An 18,093-nucleotide genomic window follows, 5' to 3' on the forward strand; every position below is an offset into this window, starting at 1 on the left:
TTTCTGATCCGCAATTCCTGACCATATTCCTGCGATATTGGGATGAACATGATAAGCAGGAAAGTTGGATGACGAAATACCTACTCGAATCTGCGAATCCTTATTCAACTTCAATGGAAACGGCCAAAGTTGAATAAGGATCGTCTCTACCAATTGTTTGGTATTGTTTTCAGCAACACGACCAACCCTTATTGTCGTTATCCCATCTGCCTCCCAGATATTACATTGATTTCCTCGGAAATACCCGATGGGAGTACGACGTTCCCTCCTATGGTAGGAACTGGATTTGTTGGATCATAAGTATATTGAATACACCCTTGCTTTGTAGGCGGTTCAAATGTCAAATTCCCGACTATTGCGCCTTCATTGGGTACCTGCAGATGCATGACTTGTTCGTCCGCCGCGGGCGGCCAGTTCGACCACGTCTTCCATTCGTCGGAACCGATGACGTAAGCCTTCACGCCAGCATCGGCGTGTTGCCCATTGGGTTTTAAATGCCGATCACAAACCATTCGATGGCCGGCGCCATGCTGCTAATGCCATCGCCATTGGGATAGGTCAAGTCCCCGGATGGATTAAAGGAATGATCCCAAGGGCCGATCACCATCTTGCTTCGACTGCGCGTTTCCTCGGGCAGCATTTTATAGGCATGCTCCATCCCACCCAATCCGATATCAAACCAGCCACCGACCATACTGGCAGCTGCAGTTCACATCACGGAGCTTCCGGATAATGCCCGGCTGCAATCCGCGCGGAGCCGACGCAGGGTGGGCTAAAGAAGAATTGAAACGAATTCTTCACCTCCTCTCAAAGCAAGAATTCTGCTTCAACTCGCGCTTACCAAAACAACGGATCCTGAGAAAATCCAGCAATATTTTGATGAATATTAATAGCTGATTCAAAATCTAAAGGTTTTTATACTAAAACGTAAAATCAATTAGCCCCTTCTTTCCCATTGTCGGTGGAAGGGGCTCTTATCGTTTTTATTAATACTCTGATTCCCCATCCTACCTGTGCTAACTTTTCTTAAAGTTATTATCCAAATCTAGCCTTAATATTATAATCCTCATATATCTCCAAAAGAAAAAAACAAAAAACGGCAGCAATTAGACTATGCTGCCGTGTAAAAGATGATAGTACAGTTTTCTTAAAACGAAAAATCAAACAGGTCGCAAAGTTTAATCTAACACATCTTCGCGTTTGAGTGGATATTCATGTAATAAAGTGAATAAAAAAACAATATAGGATATTTATGCAAAATGATGTATAAGGAAAATAATTGTCATTTTCCATGAGCCATTTTTAACATCATTTGTGGTCATTTTTGCAGCTTTCATGATCCATCACAAATGATGTGAAAGTCATTTTTTCATTTTTCCCCTTACCCGCACCGGCTATACCCGCAATTCCCGCACGTCTTGCAGCCTTCGATGTTGATCAGCGAGGCGCTGCCGCAGGACGGGCACAAGTCGCGGGAAGTCGCAGACGAGTGGCTGTGCCCGTGTCCGCCGTGGCCGTGGTCGGCCTCGGCGGCCGGGGCAGCCACAGCGCCGCCTGCCTGAAGCTCGGCGTTCAGCGCGCTCTCGAAATCCTCCAGCGCGAGCGTTGCGGCGATCGGCGCCGGAGCGTGGTCTTCATGTGCGCTTTGCTGCACATGGGTTTCCAGCGCCTTCGCCACCGCGTCGGCGATGGATTCCACGCGGTTCGCGCCGAAGCCAATGGCGCCGGAGCCGCCGATGCCTTTGAGATGCTTGATCAGCAGCTCTACCTTCTCGCCGTGGTCCCCGTAGCGGAGGAATAGGGAACAGACGCGGCCAAGAGCTTCCGCCATCGCGAACACGTCGGAGCCGGCCTTGCCGACATTCAGGAAGATTTCGGCCGGCGTGCCGTCCAGATCGTTGATCGTAATATATGCCATGCCGAATGGCGTGTTGATCTTGTATGTCGCGCCTCGCAGCACCTGCGGGCGTTTCTTGTACTGCTTGTCTACGACGCTTCCGGCAGCCTGCGCAGCTGGAGCCGGAGCAGGTTGAGCTACATTCACAGCCGGCGCAGCAGGAGCTTCCGCAGCCGCTTCGGCAGCGGGTTCAGCCGTCTCCTTCAGCAGAGCGTCTTTCTTGTCTTCCTTCTTCTCCGTTTGCAGCACCTGCGTATCGCGGCTGCCGTCGCGGTAGATCGTGACGCCTTTGCAGCCGAGGTCGAAGGCCAGTTCGTACAGCTCTTTCGTTTCTTCCACCGTAAAGTCGTTCGGGCAGTTCGCCGTCTTGGAAATGGAGCTGTCCACCCAGCGCTGAATGGCGGCCTGTACGCGGATATGATCCTTGGCGGACAGGTCCATCGAAGTTACGAAATAGTCCGGCAGCTCTTCGCCCGGATGAGCCTCAAGATACTCCTCTGCAATCGGCACGAACTGCTCGTCGAAGCCGAGACGGCTTTGACGGAAATATTTGAAGGCAAAATACGGCTCGATGCCGGTCGATGTGCCGACCATCGTGCCCGTACTGCCTGTCGGCGCTTGGGTAATGACCGTAACGTTGCGCATCCCTTGCTTCGAGATGGCTTCGCCGACCTCGGGGTACACCTCAGCCATATTTTTCATAAAACCGCTCAGCAGGTATTTCTCGGCGTCGAACGCCTGAAAGGAACCTTTTTCCGCCGCAATTCCGGCAGAGGCCAGATAGGCTTCGCGGGCCATGAAGCCGTACAGCTTGTCCAGAAATTCCAGCGATTCCGGGCTGCCGTAGCGGACGTTCAGCTTGATCATCAGCTCGGCCAGACCCATTGTTCCGAGACCTACGCGGCGCTCTTTTTTCTGATTGGTTTCGTTCTCCGGAAAATGATACGGCGTCTTGTCGATGACATTGTCCAGGAAGCGCACGGAATAACGGGTCGTCGTCGCCAGATCGTCCCAAGCCACATCATGCTTCTCCTCGTCGTAGAACTTGGAGAGATTGATGGCGGACAGGTTGCAGACACCCCAGCCGGGCAGCCCCTGCTCGCCGCACGGATTCGTGCAAATGATCGGGTTGAAATACCAGCTGTTGGACATCTGGTTGTAGTATTCCATGAAGACGACACCCGGCTCCGCCGATTTCCATGCGGATTCAATGATCGTATGCCAGATTTCCCGCGCTTTTACGGTACGGTAGTGATTGACCTTGCGTCCCGCAGCCTTCCATTTGTCAAGATCGCCATCCCAGACTTCGTTATAATCCGGCTCCGTCGTATCCGGGAAGACCAAATCCCAGTCGAGATCCTCTTTGACCGCCTTCATAAAGCCGTTGCTGACGCAAACCGACAGGTTGGCGTTCGTCACCTGGCCCATCGTCTGCTTGACAGTAATGAAATCGGCCACATCCGGATGCCAGTCGTTAATCATCAGCATCAGCGCCCCACGGCGGCTTCCGCCCTGCTCGATTAGGCCTGTCGTGTAGCTGAACAGTCCGCCCCAGGATACCGCTCCGCTGGAAGAACCGTTAACGCCCTTGACTACGGCGCGGCGCGGGCGCAGCGAAGACAGGTTGATGCCGACACCGCCGCCGCGTGCCATAATTTCCGTCATTTCGGACAAAGTTTCCATGATGCCGCCCCGGCTGTCTTTTGGCGAAGGCACGACATAGCAGTTGAACAGCGTCAGCTCATCGCTCGCTCCCGCTCCGGCCGCGATCCGCCCCCCTGGAACGAGCTTCCAGTCATCCAGAATGCTGCGGAATTTATCCGTCCATTCGCGCTGCAGCTCCGGCGTCTTCTCAACGGAAGCCATAGCTCCTGCCAGGCGGTCCCACATTTCTTCCGGTGTTTTTTCAATATTGAGCGTCAGCTTCTCCACGTCGGACTGCACTAGTTCGCCCCGGCGGGTCTTGACTGTTACGGTCTTGCCGCTGCGCTCCACGATTTCCCCCACTTCCTTGGTAGGGAACTTCGGATCGTCCTTCGTCAGGACCAGCACCACGTCCCCCACCTTGGCATTGTTTGTGTCGGCGTCCTTCCAGGCGTAGCGGTCCAAAAAGATTTTCTCGCTGAGCCCCTCCAGCTGCTGCTTGCGCTCCACTGTACTCAATATAAACAACCTCCCGTAAGTATGATTAGTATTCCGATGTATGTGTCAGGCGGGTTTCCATTTTGTCACCCACAACATGAGCTTCCCTGCCACGCGCTGGCGGCTTTGTCGTCTCTGCCGGAAGTTCATCTTGTCAATTACAAATAACCGCGTTATTCCGGATTAAAACGGCTTCGACTGCATTTGTCACAATATATTGTGTGAAGCAGCCTTTAAACTATACCATATATTGTAGAAAGAGTCTTTGGCGAAATACCGCTGCCCATGCCGAAAAATCACGGCAACATCCCGTATTTTCTCCCTGTTTCTCTCGTTCTTAAAGGCTGACTCCAAAAATAGCAGTTATGAATTCTCTCTTTTGCGCGCATACTACTTATACAATTCACTATGTAAACGCAAACGTAAACATTAGGCCCGCAGGAGGAGACAGCTCTCATGACTCACGTACCCCGCAATAATCCGGAGCAAGAACAAGGTCAGGATTTCGTTCTCCCCGTGCCTATCTCCTTCGAACGTGAATGGCTGAAAGATCTGGAGTCAAGGCTGGACAAAGGCGGCCCCTGGGGCGACTGGAGGCTGTCGCGGCTGGCAATAGAAGGCGAGGCTTCCGGCCTGGTAGAAAGCTTCGAGGAACTGCAGTGCATGAAGCATCTGTCATCGTTGTCGCCGCTCCCCCATCAAATCGACACGGCGCGCAAAGTGCTGTTTGAAATGTCGGGACGCGCGATTCTGGCGGACGAGGTCGGCCTCGGCAAGACGATCGAAGCGGGCCTGGTGCTGAAAGAATATCTGGTGCGCGGGCTGGTCTCCAAAGTGCTAATTCTCGTTCCCGCATCGCTGGTGCTGCAGTGGGTCCGCGAGCTGAACACGAAGTTCGGCATATCGGCCGTTGCGCAAAAAAAAGCCTACTCCTGGGACAACGACATCGTCGTCGCGTCCATGGATACGGCCAAGCGCGGTCCCCACAAGGACCGGCTGATTTCGGACGAATACGACATGCTTATCATCGACGAAGCCCACAAGCTGAAGAACAAGAAGACGACCAACTACCAATTCGTCCAGCAGCTCCGCAAAAAATACTGCCTGCTCCTCACCGCCACCCCGGTCCAGAACGATCTGGGCGAGCTATTCAATCTCATTACCCTGCTGAAGCCGGGCCAGCTTGGAAATCAGGGGGATTTTGCCGCCAATTTCGTAGTGGACAAGCGCGTGGCCAAGAATGAAGACCAGCTCCGGGGCGAGCTGTCCAAAGTGATGATCCGCAACCGCAGGGGCGAAGGACCGGTGACCTTTACGAAGCGGAAAGTGCGGAATGTCCCGCTTACCCTTTCACCCGAAGAACAAACATTATATGACGGCGTTACCTCTTTTGTCAAAGATCAATATCAGGAATCGGGCGGCAATTTAAGCAGCATGCTGTCGCTTGTCACCTTGCAGCGGGAGGTGTGCAGCAGCCGGGACGCGGTGTTCGTAACCCTGGTCAATTTGATGAAAAAGCTGCCCGAGGACTCGCCGCGCCGTGACCGGATGATCGAACTCCTTCAGCTGATCCGGACGGTAAAGGCGAACACCAAGGCGGAGAAGACCATCTCGCTCATCCAGGAGATGAACGAAAAAGTAATCGTATTCACCGAATACCGGGCGACGCAGGAATATTTGCTGCAATATTTTCGCGAGCACGGCATCCAGTCCGTCCCTTATTCCGGCGGCATGAACCGCGGCAAAAAAGACTGGATGATGGACCTGTTCCGCGGCCGCGCCCAGGTGATGATCGCCACCGAAGCGGGCGGCGAGGGCATCAATCTGCAATTCTGCCACCATATGGTCAACTTCGACCTTCCGTGGAATCCGATGCGGGTCGAGCAGCGGATCGGCCGGGTGCACCGGCTGGGACAGCAGAACGATGTCATCATCCACAACCTCTCCACCAACGGCACAATCGAGGAGCATATCCTGCATCTGCTGCATGAGAAGATTAATCTGTTCGAGACGGTAATCGGCGGTCTGGATACGATTCTGGAACGCTTCGAGAAGAAAGAGTCGCTGGAAAAAAGCCTCTACAAGATCATGCTGGAGGCCGGAAGCGACGAAGAAATCCGCAGCAAAGTGGAAAATCTCGGCCAGACGCTGGCCGATCTGAAGGACGGAATGCTTAATGAAAGCGAGGCCACGCCATGACAATGACCCCCCAGCAGGTGCAGAAGCATGTAATGGACTACTTGGAAGCGACAGAATGTCAGGTCATTGAAAAATCGCCGGCGCACGTGACCGTAAAGCTGTCCCCCCGGGCCGATCAAATGCTGACCGACCGGCCGTATTACTGGGGATTCGTCGAGCGCACCGGCGCGGAGCCGCAGACGCTGTCCTTCACCTTTGTGTTCGACCCTGAAAAATACGACGCGGCGAATGCCCCGGCTCAACGCGTCAGCCCCGTGGTAAACGCGGCGGGAGGAGCAGCGCCGGGCCAGGCGCCGAACGCCGGGGGAGCCTTCCCCGCCGAGAGCCCGGGTCTGAGCGCCGGGAGAGACACCGGCCCCGGCCAGGCCAGCGCCAATCCCGCACCGGGCGCCGGGAGTAGTCCCGCGCCGAACGCCGGCGGCGCAGCAGTTGGCGCCGGAAACACGCCGGCGGCGAATGCTGGACCGAATGACGGCATCCTCTCGCGTTACTTCGGAGTGACGCCAGTGCTGCCGCGTCTGGGTCCCGGCCTGATCCGCCGGGAGGATGTCACTTACGGCAGCAGGCGGCTGCGCCAGATTTGGAGCGCGGCGCAGACCGAGGGCAAATGCCTGCATCTATTCGAAGTCCCGGGGAGCCTTCAACGGATGACGTTATTTTCAGCCGCTTACGAGCCATGGCTTGCCGTCTGCTTCAAGGTAGAGCTCAGCTGCGATTTGAAGCGGGAGGAACTGCATTTTATCGGTGTATCCCTTCTCACCGGGGAAGTTCGGGAGAACTTCGGCTCCAGGCTGGATTCCATCCAGTTGTCTCCCCGGCTGCCAGAGAACGTCCATATCCAGCCTTATGAACTCACCGTCTCTACGGGCGCCGATTTGCTGGAGCGCCGTATCGTTTCGAAGCTTTCCGGGCAGGATTACGGCTGGGCCGAGGCAGCGAGGCGGCGTCTGCAGGGCGAGCTTGAAATTATAGACGCCTACTACGGCGAACTGCTGAAAGAACCTGACGAAGCACAGCGCCTTGCCGTCGAAGAGCAGTACAACGGCCGAAGAAAGGAAACGATTTGGCAGTATGAGCCGCATATTTCCGTATCGCCGGTCATCTATGGCCTGTTTCATCTTCGAAAGCAGTAGAAGCGACCCGGCTCGCTAAAAGCGGCCAAAAAAAGCGAAATCCGCCGCCCGGAAGCCCGACAGCTTGCAACAACCTTTTCAGCGCTTGTCCGCTACAATAAAAGTGAGAACGATGAACCATATATTTGGACAAATCCGGCACGAAACAGAAAGACAGGTGAACTAACGCTAATGGAACACAACAGCAGGGTAAGGCGGATCGCTTCGGCGATGCGCGTTTGCTTTCTCTTCATTTTTGTCCTTGTTTTGACGGCAGCCTTTCCCGGATTTCCCTTGGGACCGCCGGCGGCGGGCGCTCTTGTCGTCAGACTGACGGACAAGCAGGCGGACCAAGCTTCAGCCTCCCGGGTCGCCGGATTCGTAGACCCAGCCGATGCCGGGACTAGCCAATCGGCGTCTTCAGCCCTATCGCCGCTGCCTAAACGGCAGGATACGGCCATTCCGGACTCGCTGAAGGCCTTTGTCCGCGAAGCAGTGGACAAGCTTGCCGTCGATGCTCCATTCAAGGAATGGAAGACGGCAGAGCAATCGATCTATCCGCTGGGTCCCGGTACTCACGGATGGCTCGTCAACCTCCTCAGCGGCGATAAGCGGATCGGTTATATGATCATTACCGCCTCGGATAACGGCGGATATACATTAAGCGAATACGGAGCAGGTTCCGACGAAAGTCTTCCCTATTCCGTCACCGAGCTGCGCCTGTTCTTGGCGCAGAAAGGCCTTATCCATTCTTCCGATGAATTAATTGAACAGATTCCGCTTTATGCGCCGCTTCTGCCTTATTGGAAAGTAACATTGAATAGCCAAACATTGAATAGCCAAACATTGAACGGCCAAACGCTGTACGTAAACGCCATCGTCCCGGAAATCCTTCCTTGGGACAAAAGCAAGGCGGAAGCGGTCGCCGGAAGCGCTGAAGCAGACCAGCACTACGGCTTAACGGCCTACGGTTCGCTGACAGACTTTACGGCCAAGCCGATGTTCCAGACCGGACATACCGGAGACCCATACGATAATTTGTTGTGGCTGACGTCTCCGAAGCTCGCTCCGCTGGCAGCCGGAGAATTTGCCGAGCTGCTTCACCGGCATCCCGGACTTGTGTTCCGGTCTAATGACGGAGCGAACGATACCTTGAGCGCCCCGCTGATGATTTCGGGTTACCAGTTGTGGTCAAGACCGGAAGCTTCCGGCGGCGGTACGATAGCTTATGCCGCATTAGGCATTGGCGGACGGCGTTTCCTTCCGCTTGACGCCCTTCAGCAAAGCGGCAAGTTCCAAGTCTATATCTCCAGCGACGGTGTAGCGGCACAACCAAGACGCTAAGCACACCGCATCAATTGAAAGCAATAAAGCCCCATACTCCGTTTTTTTCGGAGAATGGGGCTTTTTCGTTATTTGTTCTCTCATCTATCCTTTGTCCTTAACCTTTCGGCTGCTGCGCCAAATTGACAAGCCGACCGGCAGCATCCCGAACCATTTTTGGCTCCAGGGCTGTCTGCCGGCGCGGTTCCGGCTGCGGCTTTCGCGCGGGCTTTCCATGAAAACGACCACTTTTTCAGTAATGTATTTGACCAGATCTTCACCGTCCGAGGCCACTGCACTCACCTCCTCCTGTCATCCTCTCCTTATTGGTTAGTTTGCACCGTTTCTCTCCGCTCTAAACGGGCTCCATCCGCATAAATCTGTCTTTTGAAGCACAATCTAACCAAAAAAGAACAAACCCTGAAGCAAAGCTCAGCCGCTTCCTGCTTCAAGGATACACAGGAGGGTTATCTCTTGATTCTGAATAATAAATGGAGAGCGCCGTCAAGAGGGGTGCTGATTCTGCTCATTGCCGGAACCTTTCTGGCTGGCAGCGCTCAAGCATCCTCTGCCTCACCGGACGATCGGCATGAACAACGTCAAACACTGATTGGGCACGGACACCGCATCATTCTGATCGATGCCGGGCACGGGGGCATTGACGGCGGGACCTCGCATGGAGACATTCTGGAAAAAGATCTGACACTCGCCATTTCCCGCAAGCTGTTCCTGCTGCTTCGAGCGGATGACTTTGACGCCGTCCTGAACCGGTTCGGCGATTATGCGCCCAGCGAGGAGAATATGTGGCTTCGCAGCCGCTCCCGCCATCAGCGCGATCTTGCCCAGCGCAAGGAGCTTGCCGAGACGCTGCCCGCAGCTGTAGTCGTAAGCGTTCATATCAATTGGGCGCCTACTTCCTCGAAGCACGGACCGATTGTGCTGTACCGCCAGGAAGGCCGCAGCTTCATACTGGCTAAAGCCATTCAGGAACAGCTGAATGGGCTCTACGGGGTAGAGTCCCATACCCTGCCCGGAAAGCCGTTCTACCTGCTTAACAAAATAACCGCTCCCACAGTTATCGTGGAAGCGGGCTTTATAAGCAGCCCGGTTGACCGGGCCATGCTGACCACTTCGCAAGGCCAGGAGAAAATCGCCGAAGCGATATCCAGCGGCATTGCCGCTTATCTCATGGAATTGTAGGCCGCGGGTTCCAATTCCACTCCTTCTTCACTAGATCGGAAATTCCGACGAACTGAACACGGTTCTTTAATTCCTTGATGCCGCCGCGGATCCCTGCGGCGGTCTCTTTGCCTTGTAAGCCGACATGACCGATCGTTACGCAATAATGCTGGTCCAGCGCCCGTTTCCCCGCCAATTGCAGCTGACGGGTGACGTAACCGGCTGTATGAGTGTCGTCCAGGAAGACATGATTCTCCACTCGCGGCAGGCCCATTTGAACGGCCATCTGGCCGACTACCGAGCGGTAATTGGTATGGCTGTCTACAAAGAACAAGCCCCTTTCCTTGCAGACGGACAGTACAGTGCGCATGACCCGCTGATCTCCCGTAACTTTAGAGCCCATATGGTTGTTGATACCGATTGCATAAGGCACATTGTCCACGGCCGCTTCGACCCTCTTACGGATTTCTTCATCGCTTAAGTCCGATCTTACGGCTCCCGGACCGAGCCATTCCGGCTTGCCGTTTCGGGGTTCCATCGGCAAATGCACCAGAACGTCAAATCCCCGTTCATGCGCCCGCCGGGCATCCGCCTCCGAGGTGGACAGAAACGGCATCACCGCAACCGTAAGCTTGATCGGCAGTTCGAACATTTCCTCCGTTCCCCGCATACCGTTTCCGAAGTCGTCGATAATTACGGCAACACTCGGATTTTCGCGCCCGGCTGTCTGGCCGGCCGGCACTGGAGCATTCGTCTTCACCCGGCCGGGCAGGATCTGCCGATTATTAAGTGAATAATCACGCGCCGTATCTGCTGCTGGTCCTTGTCCCATGGATTTATAAAACTGCCAGGCCGCTGCATTTCCGTTGCCGCCGCCAATGGCTAGACTCAATGACAGAACCAGCAGAACGGCAGCTTTCGATCCGACACTATTCGGTTGACATAAACGTTTCTTGTTCATGATTTCATCTCCCTTGCCAGCATGGGGTATATAGTTTCATTGTTTGATGACGAAGGGAATTTTATGTAGGGCGGACGGCAGTCAACAATTGACAACTGCCTTAGGCCTTTGAACATGTCATTCTCTCTTAACCGGAATAAGATACTTTATCTATTCCGAAAGGAGAGAATATCATGAGAACATTCAGAGCTATTTTATCTGGCAGAAATGAGGTGCCTCCGGTCCGGACACAAGCTTTCGGAACCGCTATCTTCAAGCTTAGCCGCGACGGCAGAAAATTGTTTTTCGTTCTAACCGTAAGAAACATTTCCCGGGTCACTCAAGCTCATATCCATCTGGGCCGGAGAGGGCAGAACGGTCCTGTTGTCGCATTTCTGTTCGGCCCAAACAAGTTTGGCATCTCAGTAAGGAGAGGGGTTGTGCGGGGAACCCTCACAGCGGCGGACTTAGTCGGGCCTCAGCGCGGGATGACATTAAGATCCTTAGTCAATGAAATTAAACGTGGCAATACTTACGCGAATGTCCACACGATACAACATCCGGACGGAGAAATCCGCGGACAAATCAAAAAGGCGTAAAAATGGCGGGATCATAGCAAAAAAGCAGCCCGCGTTCAACGATAATAAACGAAAAAGCCCCCTTCACCAGGAGGCTTTTTCGTTTGGCATATATATGGATGGGGTCTGATTTATCCGTTCATATTACTCAAAACAATCTTTCCCCTTGTCCGCCCTGTCTGACTTAAAAGGTGGGCTTGTCTGACTCCGTCAACTGTAAGCGGCAAGACTTCGGTTACAACCGGCTTTATTTGGCGTGCTTCTACAAGCTCACGAATATGGTTCAAATTCCTTCCGTCCGGACGAGTAAACACAAACTTAACCGTCAACTGACGTTCTTTTTCCAATGTATCTGCATAATCGGGACGAATGGCATCCCGCTCGCTAATGATGGTAGCCACTGTTGCATTTTTCTTCATGAATTTCAGAGCATCCCCATAAGACGAGCCCCCAAGCGTATCCAGCATAAAGTCAAATTCCGTTGTTGTATTCATGCTCCCCAGGTCATAAGCGAGAACTTCATCCGCGCCCAAATCACGTACGAATTGACTGTTCTTAGAGCTTGTCGTCGTTGCCACATAGGCGCCGCGTGCTTTGGCCAACTGAATGGCAATTGAACCAATCCCGCCGCTTCCGGCTAAAATAAGTACGTTATCCCCTGGCTGAACATTCCCCACTTCCACAAGAGCCTGCCAGACCGTTAGCCCTACCAAGGGAAGTGAAGCCGCTTCAACATAAGTCAATCCCCGGGGCATCGGTGCGGCAAGGCATGCAGGTACCACGATTTCGTCTGCGTAGGTGCCCTGTTTTTCCATTTCCGGTCTGAAAAAGACATCGTCCCCCGCCTTAAATTCGGTCACTTTTGAACCGACAGCAGCCACCTTCCCCGCCGCATCCCAACCTAAAATAAGAGGAAGCCGATAGGGAAAATCTTCTCTCAAAAGCCCTTCCCGCACTTTCCAGTCTACGGGGTTTACACCGCTTGCTTTTATGGAAATCAGCAGGTCTTCCGGTCCCAAAGGTTCAGTTGGAACAGCTATCTTCTTCAGTTGTTGTTCATCGCCGTATTCCTCAATTCCAATTCCGATCATCACTCAGTCCCCTTTTCCACTGAAAAAATAATCCACCCCTAAAAAATTTCAAGGGATGGATCGTCTTATTACGTTTTAGAAATCAAAATTGTCCGGGTCCGGACCGACCCGATGATTTTGGTTCAGATTATCGATTTGTTCCATATCTTCTTTTGTTAATTCGAAATCAAATACGCTGGCATTTTCGACAATTCGATTTTCCTTAGTGGATTTAGGAATCGTCACCACACCGTTCTGCAAGTCCCAGCGCAAAATAACTTGGGCAACAGATTTATTGTATTTATCGGCAATTTCTTTGATAACCGGATTATCCAATAATTGACCCTGCATTAACGGAGACCAGGCTTCAAACTGAATGCCTTGCACGCTGCAATATTCTTGCAATTCCTTTTGGGTCAAACGGGGATGGTACTCCACTTGATTCACCATAGGTTTAATTTCTGCGTCACGCATTAACTCTTCAAGATGATGAATTTGGAAGTTACTTACGCCAATCGCTTTTACACGGCCTTGTTTGTAAATGGCTTCCAGCGCTCTCCAAGCTTCCTTGAATTTCCCTTCTACCGGCCAGTGAATCAGGTACAAATCCAGGTAATCCAGATCCAGCTTTTTGAGGCTTGTTTCATAGGCTGCCAACGTAGATTCATATCCCAAATCGGCATTCCATACTTTGGATGTCACAAAAAGCTCTTCTCTGCCAATCCCGGCTACTTCAAGCCCTTGGCGGATTCCTCGTCCAACACCCTCTTCATTGCCATAGATGGCTGCCGTATCAATGCTGCGGTATCCATGTTTGATCGCCGTTTTTACCGCATTCTCAAGTTCGGGACCTTCCTCTACTTTAAATACACCCAAACCAAACCACGGCATGCTTATACCATTATGCAGAGTAGTTGTATCATGTAAATTCTTCGCCATTGATTCTTTCCTCCATTCTGATATCTAGTTCATTCGGATCGTTGACCCGGCGCAGGTATCATTATAGATTTAATCGTTCATTTAGTGTAGTACGTACTTTTTAGTACCGCAGGTACTTAAAAGTACCTATAAAGCTCTTGGGGAGGATGCCGGACGACAGCGCAAAAAAGCTCAGCAAAGCGGAGCCTTAAGTTCGAAGATTATGTTCAGTATCTCTCCTTAAACATGAAGGATACTTCTTTATAGGTACTTTTTGGTGCCTACATTACTTTAAAGTACTTACTTATCACGAGGATTGTACAGCTATATAATAACCCCATGCAATACAGATAACAAATGCGTTGGAGTCCTGTTCAATGCAAATAATTAAAGTGGAGGAAATATAAATGAGCAACTATGCACAATCCGCGTCTCAGCCAAAAGAGATGCAAAAATCGGGTAACTGGGCGCTTCTAGCTCTTGCCATTAGCGCATTTGGTATCGGAACAACCGAGTTTGTTCCGGTAGGTCTTCTTGCAGCCATAGCCGACGACTTGAAAATCGGCATTACGCTGGCCGGCCTTCTTATTTCAGGTTATGCCATCGGGGTTGCTGTGGGAGCACCAATTCTAACTGCGCTCAGCAATCGGATGAGCCGCAAGTCTCTGCTTATGTGGCTGATGGTTATTTTCATCATCGGCAATGCGACCGCCGCGCTTTCATCTTCATTTGAACTGCTGCTGATTGCGCGTTTCGTTACAGCCTTCTCTCACGGCGTCTTTTTCTCCATTGCATCGACGATTGCCGTCCAGTTAGTATCTCCGGAAAAAAAAGCCAGCGCTATCGCGCTTGTGTTCACCGGTCTTACGATAGCTATCGTTACAGGCGTTCCGCTCGGGACATTTATCGGGCAAGCCTTCGGCTGGAGAGCGACATTCTGGAGCGTCGCCTTGCTCGGTGTCATTGCGATCATTTCCAGCTCCATACTTATCCCGCGTGATTTGAAGCAATCACCTCCCGCCAAATTCTCGGACATGTTCCGGTTGATCACGAACGGACGGCTGTTACTGGGCTTTCTGATCACTGCGCTCGGTTATGGAGGCACGTTTGTCGCTTTCACTTTTTTAAACCCGCTCCTGCACGACGTTACCGGATTCAGCCAAGGCGCCATCAACATTATCCTGATCGCCTATGGTGTTGCTGTAGCATTCGGCAACTCTTTTGGCGGAAAATGGGCCAACAAAAACCCGATCCGCGCACTGCTCATAATGTTTATTATACAAGCCGCGGTTCTGATTCTTCTAACGTTCCTCATTCCCTTTAAAGCGGTCGGTCTGATTGGAGTCATTTTGATGGGATTGTTTGCATTTATGAATGTTCCCGGTCTCCAATTATATATTGTTCAACTGGCTGAAAAGTACGTTCCATCAGCGGTAGATGTTGCTTCGGCGCTTAATATTGCGGCTTTCAACATCGGCATTGCCATTGGCGCTTTTGTCGGCGGCGTTGTTGTCGATACGATGGGCCTTGTGCATACCCCGTGGATCGGTTCTTTAATGGTTATCGTTGCGATTATACTCACCGCTGTTTCGATTAAGCTTGAGCGGAATTGATCGGGGGCGCGCATATGTTTGAATCTCATGAGAGTTACCAAAGGATGTATCAAGAAGGCGAGCTAACGCTTGGCCTTCACATCCCCCTGGAGAATTATCGAATGACGGCACCGACGATGGCGCATCAGGCCCAGTTGGCGCAAGCTGCTGAAAACTACGGCTTTACCGCGCTTTGGCTTCGGGACGTTATCTTGAAAGATCCCAGTTTCCTGGACCCGGCTGTCGGACAAATTTATGATATTTTAATTTACGGCACACATCTTCTCAGTCAGACCAAACAAATCGCTCTCGGTACATCCGCTCTTGTACTACCTCTTCGCCACCCGCTTCGGCTGGCGAAAGAGGCAGCTACAATTGAAGCGCTGTTTCCCCATAGACTAATTATGGGAATCTCCTCCGGAGACCGGCGAGCAGACTTCCAAGGACTTGGAGTTGATCACCCCAGCCGGGGCACTCAATTTCGGGAAGCTTTCTCCTATCTTCAAAAAGTGTTGTATGAGAACTATCCCTTGATTCATTCCAGCTATGGCCATATGGAACAAACCACGCTTGTTCCGAAGCTTGACCACAAGATTCCTACCCTTGTTACCGGCTTTGCGCAGCAAGACCTGGACTGGCTGGGACTGAATGGTGATGGCTGGTTGTATTACCCGCAAGCACCTACACGGCAGCAAGAAGTTATAGCGGCATGGCGTGATTCGGCTGTCCGCCAAGGGAACGAGGGTTTCCGCCCTTTCTCCATGCCCATGCATCTTGATTTGGCGGATAACCCGGATGAAAGGGAAACCCCCATCCGGCTTGGATATCGCGTAGGCCGGAACAGACTGGTCGAATTACTAGAAATCTACCGTTCCATCGGCGTCAATCACCTTTTCTTCGCTCTGTTTGACAGCGATCGTCCTGCCGATGAAGTCATACAGGAACTGGGTGAATACGTGCTGCCTCTTTTCCCGCCGCACTTGTTTAAGGGTTGACAATAAGGGCCATGAACAACAAACTAAAAAAGGTTCATAAAACTGCTGCAAGAGCAATTTTATGAACCTTTTCATTTTAGGGATGCGGTCGAGAGGACTCGAACCTCCACGGGGGGTTAGCCCACACGGACCTGAACCGTGCGCGTCTGCCAATTCCGCCACGACCGCGTATTTTGTAATGGCTCGCTTTCGCGGCCACAAGATATATCTTACCATGACGCTAAATATCAGTCAACGATTTTTTTAAATAACATTTTTTTCATAAATTGCTTGCAAAAATATTGCTTTCACTGCTATATCGGATGTATAATAAGAACAAAGGTTCGCATACTACAATTGAGGTGATTCTGATGGCGACGATTGCAAAGCGTAACCGTGAAGCAACTCAGGAAGAATTGTCCCTTGTCAGAAGCTATTTGCTGCTAACGTTCATTCATAAAGTATTTGAGCGCGACTGCCGGGCCATCGGCAAGAGCGGTCTGTTCAAGATGCCCCAGCTCTATATGGAACTGGTCTCCATCGGAGCCAAGAAGACAGCCCTCATGCTGCAGGAGGTCAAACGCGAGCTGGAGTCGCAGAATATCATCATTTCAACGATCCGGCAGGATCAGAAGGGCGTCGAAGCCCAGTTCAAGTGCCGGGGAATCGCCGGCGAGATGAATATTCAGTGGCCGAGCTTCCGCCGGGAGATGACGCTGCGCATGCGCGCCTACCTTGGACTAGCGGGAGAGTTCCCCATTCTTGCCCGGGAAGAGTCATCCAATCCGATGGCTTTGTCCATCTGACGGAAACCGAATAATCAAGAGAAATTATGGACCGCAACCGTTCCAGTCTGGCATATATATGTCAGGCTGTTTTTTGTTTGCCCTGAGCGGTAATCTCCCCTGCCTTATCCTCAGGCTCAAGCACTTCCCGGCTTTCGTCAAGACAAGATCGATTTTAATTGTTCCTCCGCGTCTGTCCGGCACATATAAATAGAGAAGAACGGCATCGCCGCCATAAGATGGGGATTGGAGGAAGGGCAATGAACAAATACTGGAGTGAGACGATCAAGGGGATAGCGCCTTATGTGCCGGGAGAGCAGCCAAGGGCAGGCAGACTGGTCAAATTAAATACGAACGAGAATCCCTACCCGCCCTCGCCTGAAGTGCTGGAGGCAATGAAAGCAGCCGTTACCGACAAGCTGAGACTATACCCCGATCCGAACTGCTCCCGTTTGCGGGAGACGGCCAGCCGCCACTATGGCGTCCCGGCCGAGCAGATCTTTGCCGGCAACGGGTCCGACGAAATTTTGGCTTTCTGCTTTAAGGCTTTTTTCGACCCGGGCGATACTATCCTTTTTCCTGATATTACGTATAATTTCTATGAAGTGTACGGAGAGCTGTTCGGAGTGTCATACCGAACGGTTCCGCTGACGGAAAGCTTCGAGGTTCCGATCGAAGGGTTCTTCACCGACAATGACGGCGTTATACTGGCCAATCCGAACGCCCCCACAGGCAAAACGATCTCCCTGGAGGACATTGAGTTCCTTATTAAACGCAATCGCCAGGCAGTGGTTATTGTGGATGAGGCGTACGTTGATTTTGGGGGAGAATCCTCGATAGGACTGATTCCAAAATACGACAACCTGCTCGTCATCCGAACGTTCTCTAAATCGCGGTCGCTGGCGGGTCTGCGAATCGGCCTGGCCTTGGGGCAACGCAATCTGATTGAAGCGCTCATACGCGTCAGGGATTGTATCAACTGCTTCACCGTCGACTGGATCGCCCAGGCGGGGGCTATAGCCTCACTTGAAGATACGAAGACCTTCACACATTACATCGGCAGGATAGCCGCAACCAGGAGCCGAATGACGGAACATCTCCGAGAATCGGGATTCCATGTCATTGATTCGAGCGCAAATTTTCTAATGATGTCCCACCCGGTGATACGGGCAAAGGCGCTGTATGAGGCGTTGCGGGAGAGAAATATTTTCGTGCGCTTTTTTCCCAAACCCCGAATCGATAATTACCTGCGTGTGACAATCGGGACGGATGAAGAAATGGATATCTTTTATGATGCGCTCATGGATATTGTGATGGCAACAAACAGACTCCTGCCAGAAAGCGAACAAACCCCAAACCCGGGAGATTGATCCCACCGATTCTG

15 protein-coding genes, 1 tRNA gene and 1 pseudogene are annotated in these 18,093 nt (G+C 52.2%); 10 read left to right on the plus strand and 7 right to left on the minus strand.

Features of this window, described 5'->3' with window-relative positions; all coding sequences use genetic code 11:
* Positions 1-490: 490 nt before the first annotated feature.
* Positions 491-694 carry a hypothetical protein gene (locus EH198_RS24370; protein ID WP_148091502.1) on the minus strand — a complete coding sequence of 68 codons (204 nt, stop codon included), beginning with the start codon at positions 692-694 and terminating at the stop codon, positions 491-493.
* Positions 695-791: 97 nt separating this feature from the next.
* Between EH198_RS24370 and EH198_RS25165 the strand changes: the two are divergent.
* Positions 792-890, plus strand: a pseudogene (locus tag EH198_RS25165) (hypothetical protein); the annotation flags it as partial.
* A 491-nt stretch (positions 891-1,381) separates the two neighbouring features.
* Here EH198_RS25165 and EH198_RS13005 read toward each other — a convergent pair.
* A complete protein-coding gene (locus tag EH198_RS13005) occupies positions 1,382-4,060 on the minus strand; it encodes an adenosylcobalamin-dependent ribonucleoside-diphosphate reductase (protein WP_124695962.1) in 2,679 nt (892 codons plus the stop codon).
* 435 nt (positions 4,061-4,495) lie between these two features.
* Between EH198_RS13005 and EH198_RS13010 the strand changes: the two genes are divergently transcribed.
* From EH198_RS13010 to EH198_RS13020, 3 genes are all read left to right on the plus strand, one after another.
* The gene (locus EH198_RS13010; RefSeq protein WP_124695963.1) at positions 4,496-6,238 is read left to right on the plus strand and encodes a DEAD/DEAH box helicase; all 1,743 of its coding nucleotides are present in this window, start codon (positions 4,496-4,498) and stop codon (positions 6,236-6,238) included.
* A complete protein-coding gene (locus EH198_RS13015; protein ID WP_124695964.1) occupies positions 6,235-7,371 on the plus strand; it encodes a YqhG family protein in 1,137 nt (378 codons plus the stop codon). The genes EH198_RS13010 and EH198_RS13015 overlap by 4 nt, the downstream gene beginning before the upstream one ends.
* Positions 7,372-7,542: 171 nt before the next feature.
* Positions 7,543-8,694 (plus strand): hypothetical protein, encoded by a 1,152-nt coding sequence (locus EH198_RS13020; protein ID WP_124695965.1) that lies wholly within the window; start codon positions 7,543-7,545, stop codon positions 8,692-8,694.
* Positions 8,695-8,778: 84 nt separating this feature from the next.
* On the opposite strand, the gene EH198_RS13025 is transcribed toward EH198_RS13020, so the two are convergent.
* Positions 8,779-8,967 carry a YqzE family protein gene (locus EH198_RS13025; protein ID WP_124695966.1) on the minus strand — a complete coding sequence of 63 codons (189 nt, stop codon included), beginning with the start codon at positions 8,965-8,967 and terminating at the stop codon, positions 8,779-8,781.
* A gap of 180 nt (positions 8,968-9,147) precedes the next feature.
* Between EH198_RS13025 and EH198_RS13030 the strand changes: the two genes are divergently transcribed.
* A complete protein-coding gene (locus EH198_RS13030; protein WP_185702869.1) occupies positions 9,148-9,873 on the plus strand; it encodes an N-acetylmuramoyl-L-alanine amidase in 726 nt (241 codons plus the stop codon).
* Here the strand turns inward: EH198_RS13030 and EH198_RS13035 are convergent.
* Complete coding sequence (locus EH198_RS13035) at positions 9,860-10,813, minus strand: divergent polysaccharide deacetylase family protein (protein ID WP_246014276.1); 954 nt, start codon at positions 10,811-10,813, stop codon at positions 9,860-9,862. The two genes, EH198_RS13030 and EH198_RS13035, sit on opposite strands and share 14 nt — an antisense overlap.
* Before the next feature lie 173 nt (positions 10,814-10,986).
* Here EH198_RS13035 and EH198_RS13040 point away from each other — a divergent pair, with 173 nt between their 5' ends.
* Positions 10,987-11,391, plus strand: coding sequence for a CHRD domain-containing protein (locus EH198_RS13040; protein WP_185702870.1), 405 nt, complete (start codon positions 10,987-10,989; stop codon positions 11,389-11,391).
* A gap of 110 nt (positions 11,392-11,501) precedes the next feature.
* Here the strand turns inward: EH198_RS13040 and EH198_RS13045 are convergent, their stop codons facing one another.
* Positions 11,502-12,461, minus strand: a complete 960-nt coding sequence (locus EH198_RS13045; protein WP_124695968.1) for an NADP-dependent oxidoreductase — start codon at positions 12,459-12,461, stop codon at positions 11,502-11,504.
* Between the two features lie 75 nt (positions 12,462-12,536).
* Positions 12,537-13,379 carry an aldo/keto reductase gene (locus EH198_RS13050; RefSeq protein WP_124695969.1) on the minus strand — a complete coding sequence of 281 codons (843 nt, stop codon included), beginning with the start codon at positions 13,377-13,379 and terminating at the stop codon, positions 12,537-12,539.
* A gap of 386 nt (positions 13,380-13,765) precedes the next feature.
* On the opposite strand from EH198_RS13050, the gene EH198_RS13055 reads away from it, so the two are divergent.
* Together EH198_RS13055 and EH198_RS13060 are read left to right on the plus strand one after the other, a co-directional pair.
* Complete coding sequence (locus EH198_RS13055) at positions 13,766-14,971, plus strand: MFS transporter (RefSeq protein WP_124695970.1); 1,206 nt, start codon at positions 13,766-13,768, stop codon at positions 14,969-14,971.
* A gap of 14 nt (positions 14,972-14,985) precedes the next feature.
* Entirely contained in the window at positions 14,986-15,945 is a 960-nt protein-coding gene (locus EH198_RS13060; RefSeq protein ID WP_124695971.1) for a TIGR03571 family LLM class oxidoreductase, read from the plus strand.
* Between the two features lie 83 nt (positions 15,946-16,028).
* Here the strand turns inward: EH198_RS13060 and EH198_RS13065 are convergent.
* A tRNA-Leu gene (locus EH198_RS13065) sits at positions 16,029-16,113 on the minus strand.
* A 182-nt stretch (positions 16,114-16,295) separates the two neighbouring features.
* Here EH198_RS13065 and EH198_RS13070 point away from each other — a divergent pair.
* The gene (locus EH198_RS13070) at positions 16,296-16,730 is read left to right on the plus strand and encodes a YhjD family protein (protein ID WP_124695972.1); all 435 of its coding nucleotides are present in this window, start codon (positions 16,296-16,298) and stop codon (positions 16,728-16,730) included.
* A gap of 239 nt (positions 16,731-16,969) precedes the next feature.
* Positions 16,970-18,079 carry a histidinol-phosphate transaminase gene (gene hisC / locus EH198_RS13075; RefSeq protein WP_124695973.1) on the plus strand — a complete coding sequence of 370 codons (1,110 nt, stop codon included), beginning with the start codon at positions 16,970-16,972 and terminating at the stop codon, positions 18,077-18,079.
* Positions 18,080-18,093 lie beyond the last annotated feature (14 nt).

The organism is Paenibacillus rhizophilus, assembly GCF_003854965.1.
Classification (GTDB): domain Bacteria; phylum Bacillota; class Bacilli; order Paenibacillales; family Paenibacillaceae; genus Paenibacillus_AQ; species Paenibacillus_AQ rhizophilus.

Coding starts and splice junctions, on each gene's coding strand:
- EH198_RS13040 (WP_185702870.1), top strand. CDS start 10,987: ATGAGAACATTCAGAGCTATTTTATCTGGCAGAAATGAGGTGCCTCCG.
- EH198_RS13035 (WP_246014276.1), bottom strand. CDS start 10,813: ATGAACAAGAAACGTTTATGTCAACCGAATAGTGTCGGATCGAAAGCT.
- EH198_RS13070 (WP_124695972.1), top strand. CDS start 16,296: ATGGCGACGATTGCAAAGCGTAACCGTGAAGCAACTCAGGAAGAATTG.
- EH198_RS13060 (WP_124695971.1), top strand. CDS start 14,986: ATGTTTGAATCTCATGAGAGTTACCAAAGGATGTATCAAGAAGGCGAG.
- EH198_RS24370 (WP_148091502.1), bottom strand. CDS start 694: ATGGTCGGTGGCTGGTTTGATATCGGATTGGGTGGGATGGAGCATGCC.
- EH198_RS13020 (WP_124695965.1), top strand. CDS start 7,543: ATGGAACACAACAGCAGGGTAAGGCGGATCGCTTCGGCGATGCGCGTT.
- EH198_RS13055 (WP_124695970.1), top strand. CDS start 13,766: ATGAGCAACTATGCACAATCCGCGTCTCAGCCAAAAGAGATGCAAAAA.
- EH198_RS13015 (WP_124695964.1), top strand. CDS start 6,235: ATGACAATGACCCCCCAGCAGGTGCAGAAGCATGTAATGGACTACTTG.
- EH198_RS13045 (WP_124695968.1), bottom strand. CDS start 12,461: ATGATCGGAATTGGAATTGAGGAATACGGCGATGAACAACAACTGAAG.
- EH198_RS13050 (WP_124695969.1), bottom strand. CDS start 13,379: ATGGCGAAGAATTTACATGATACAACTACTCTGCATAATGGTATAAGC.
- hisC (WP_124695973.1), top strand. CDS start 16,970: ATGAACAAATACTGGAGTGAGACGATCAAGGGGATAGCGCCTTATGTG.
- EH198_RS13010 (WP_124695963.1), top strand. CDS start 4,496: ATGACTCACGTACCCCGCAATAATCCGGAGCAAGAACAAGGTCAGGAT.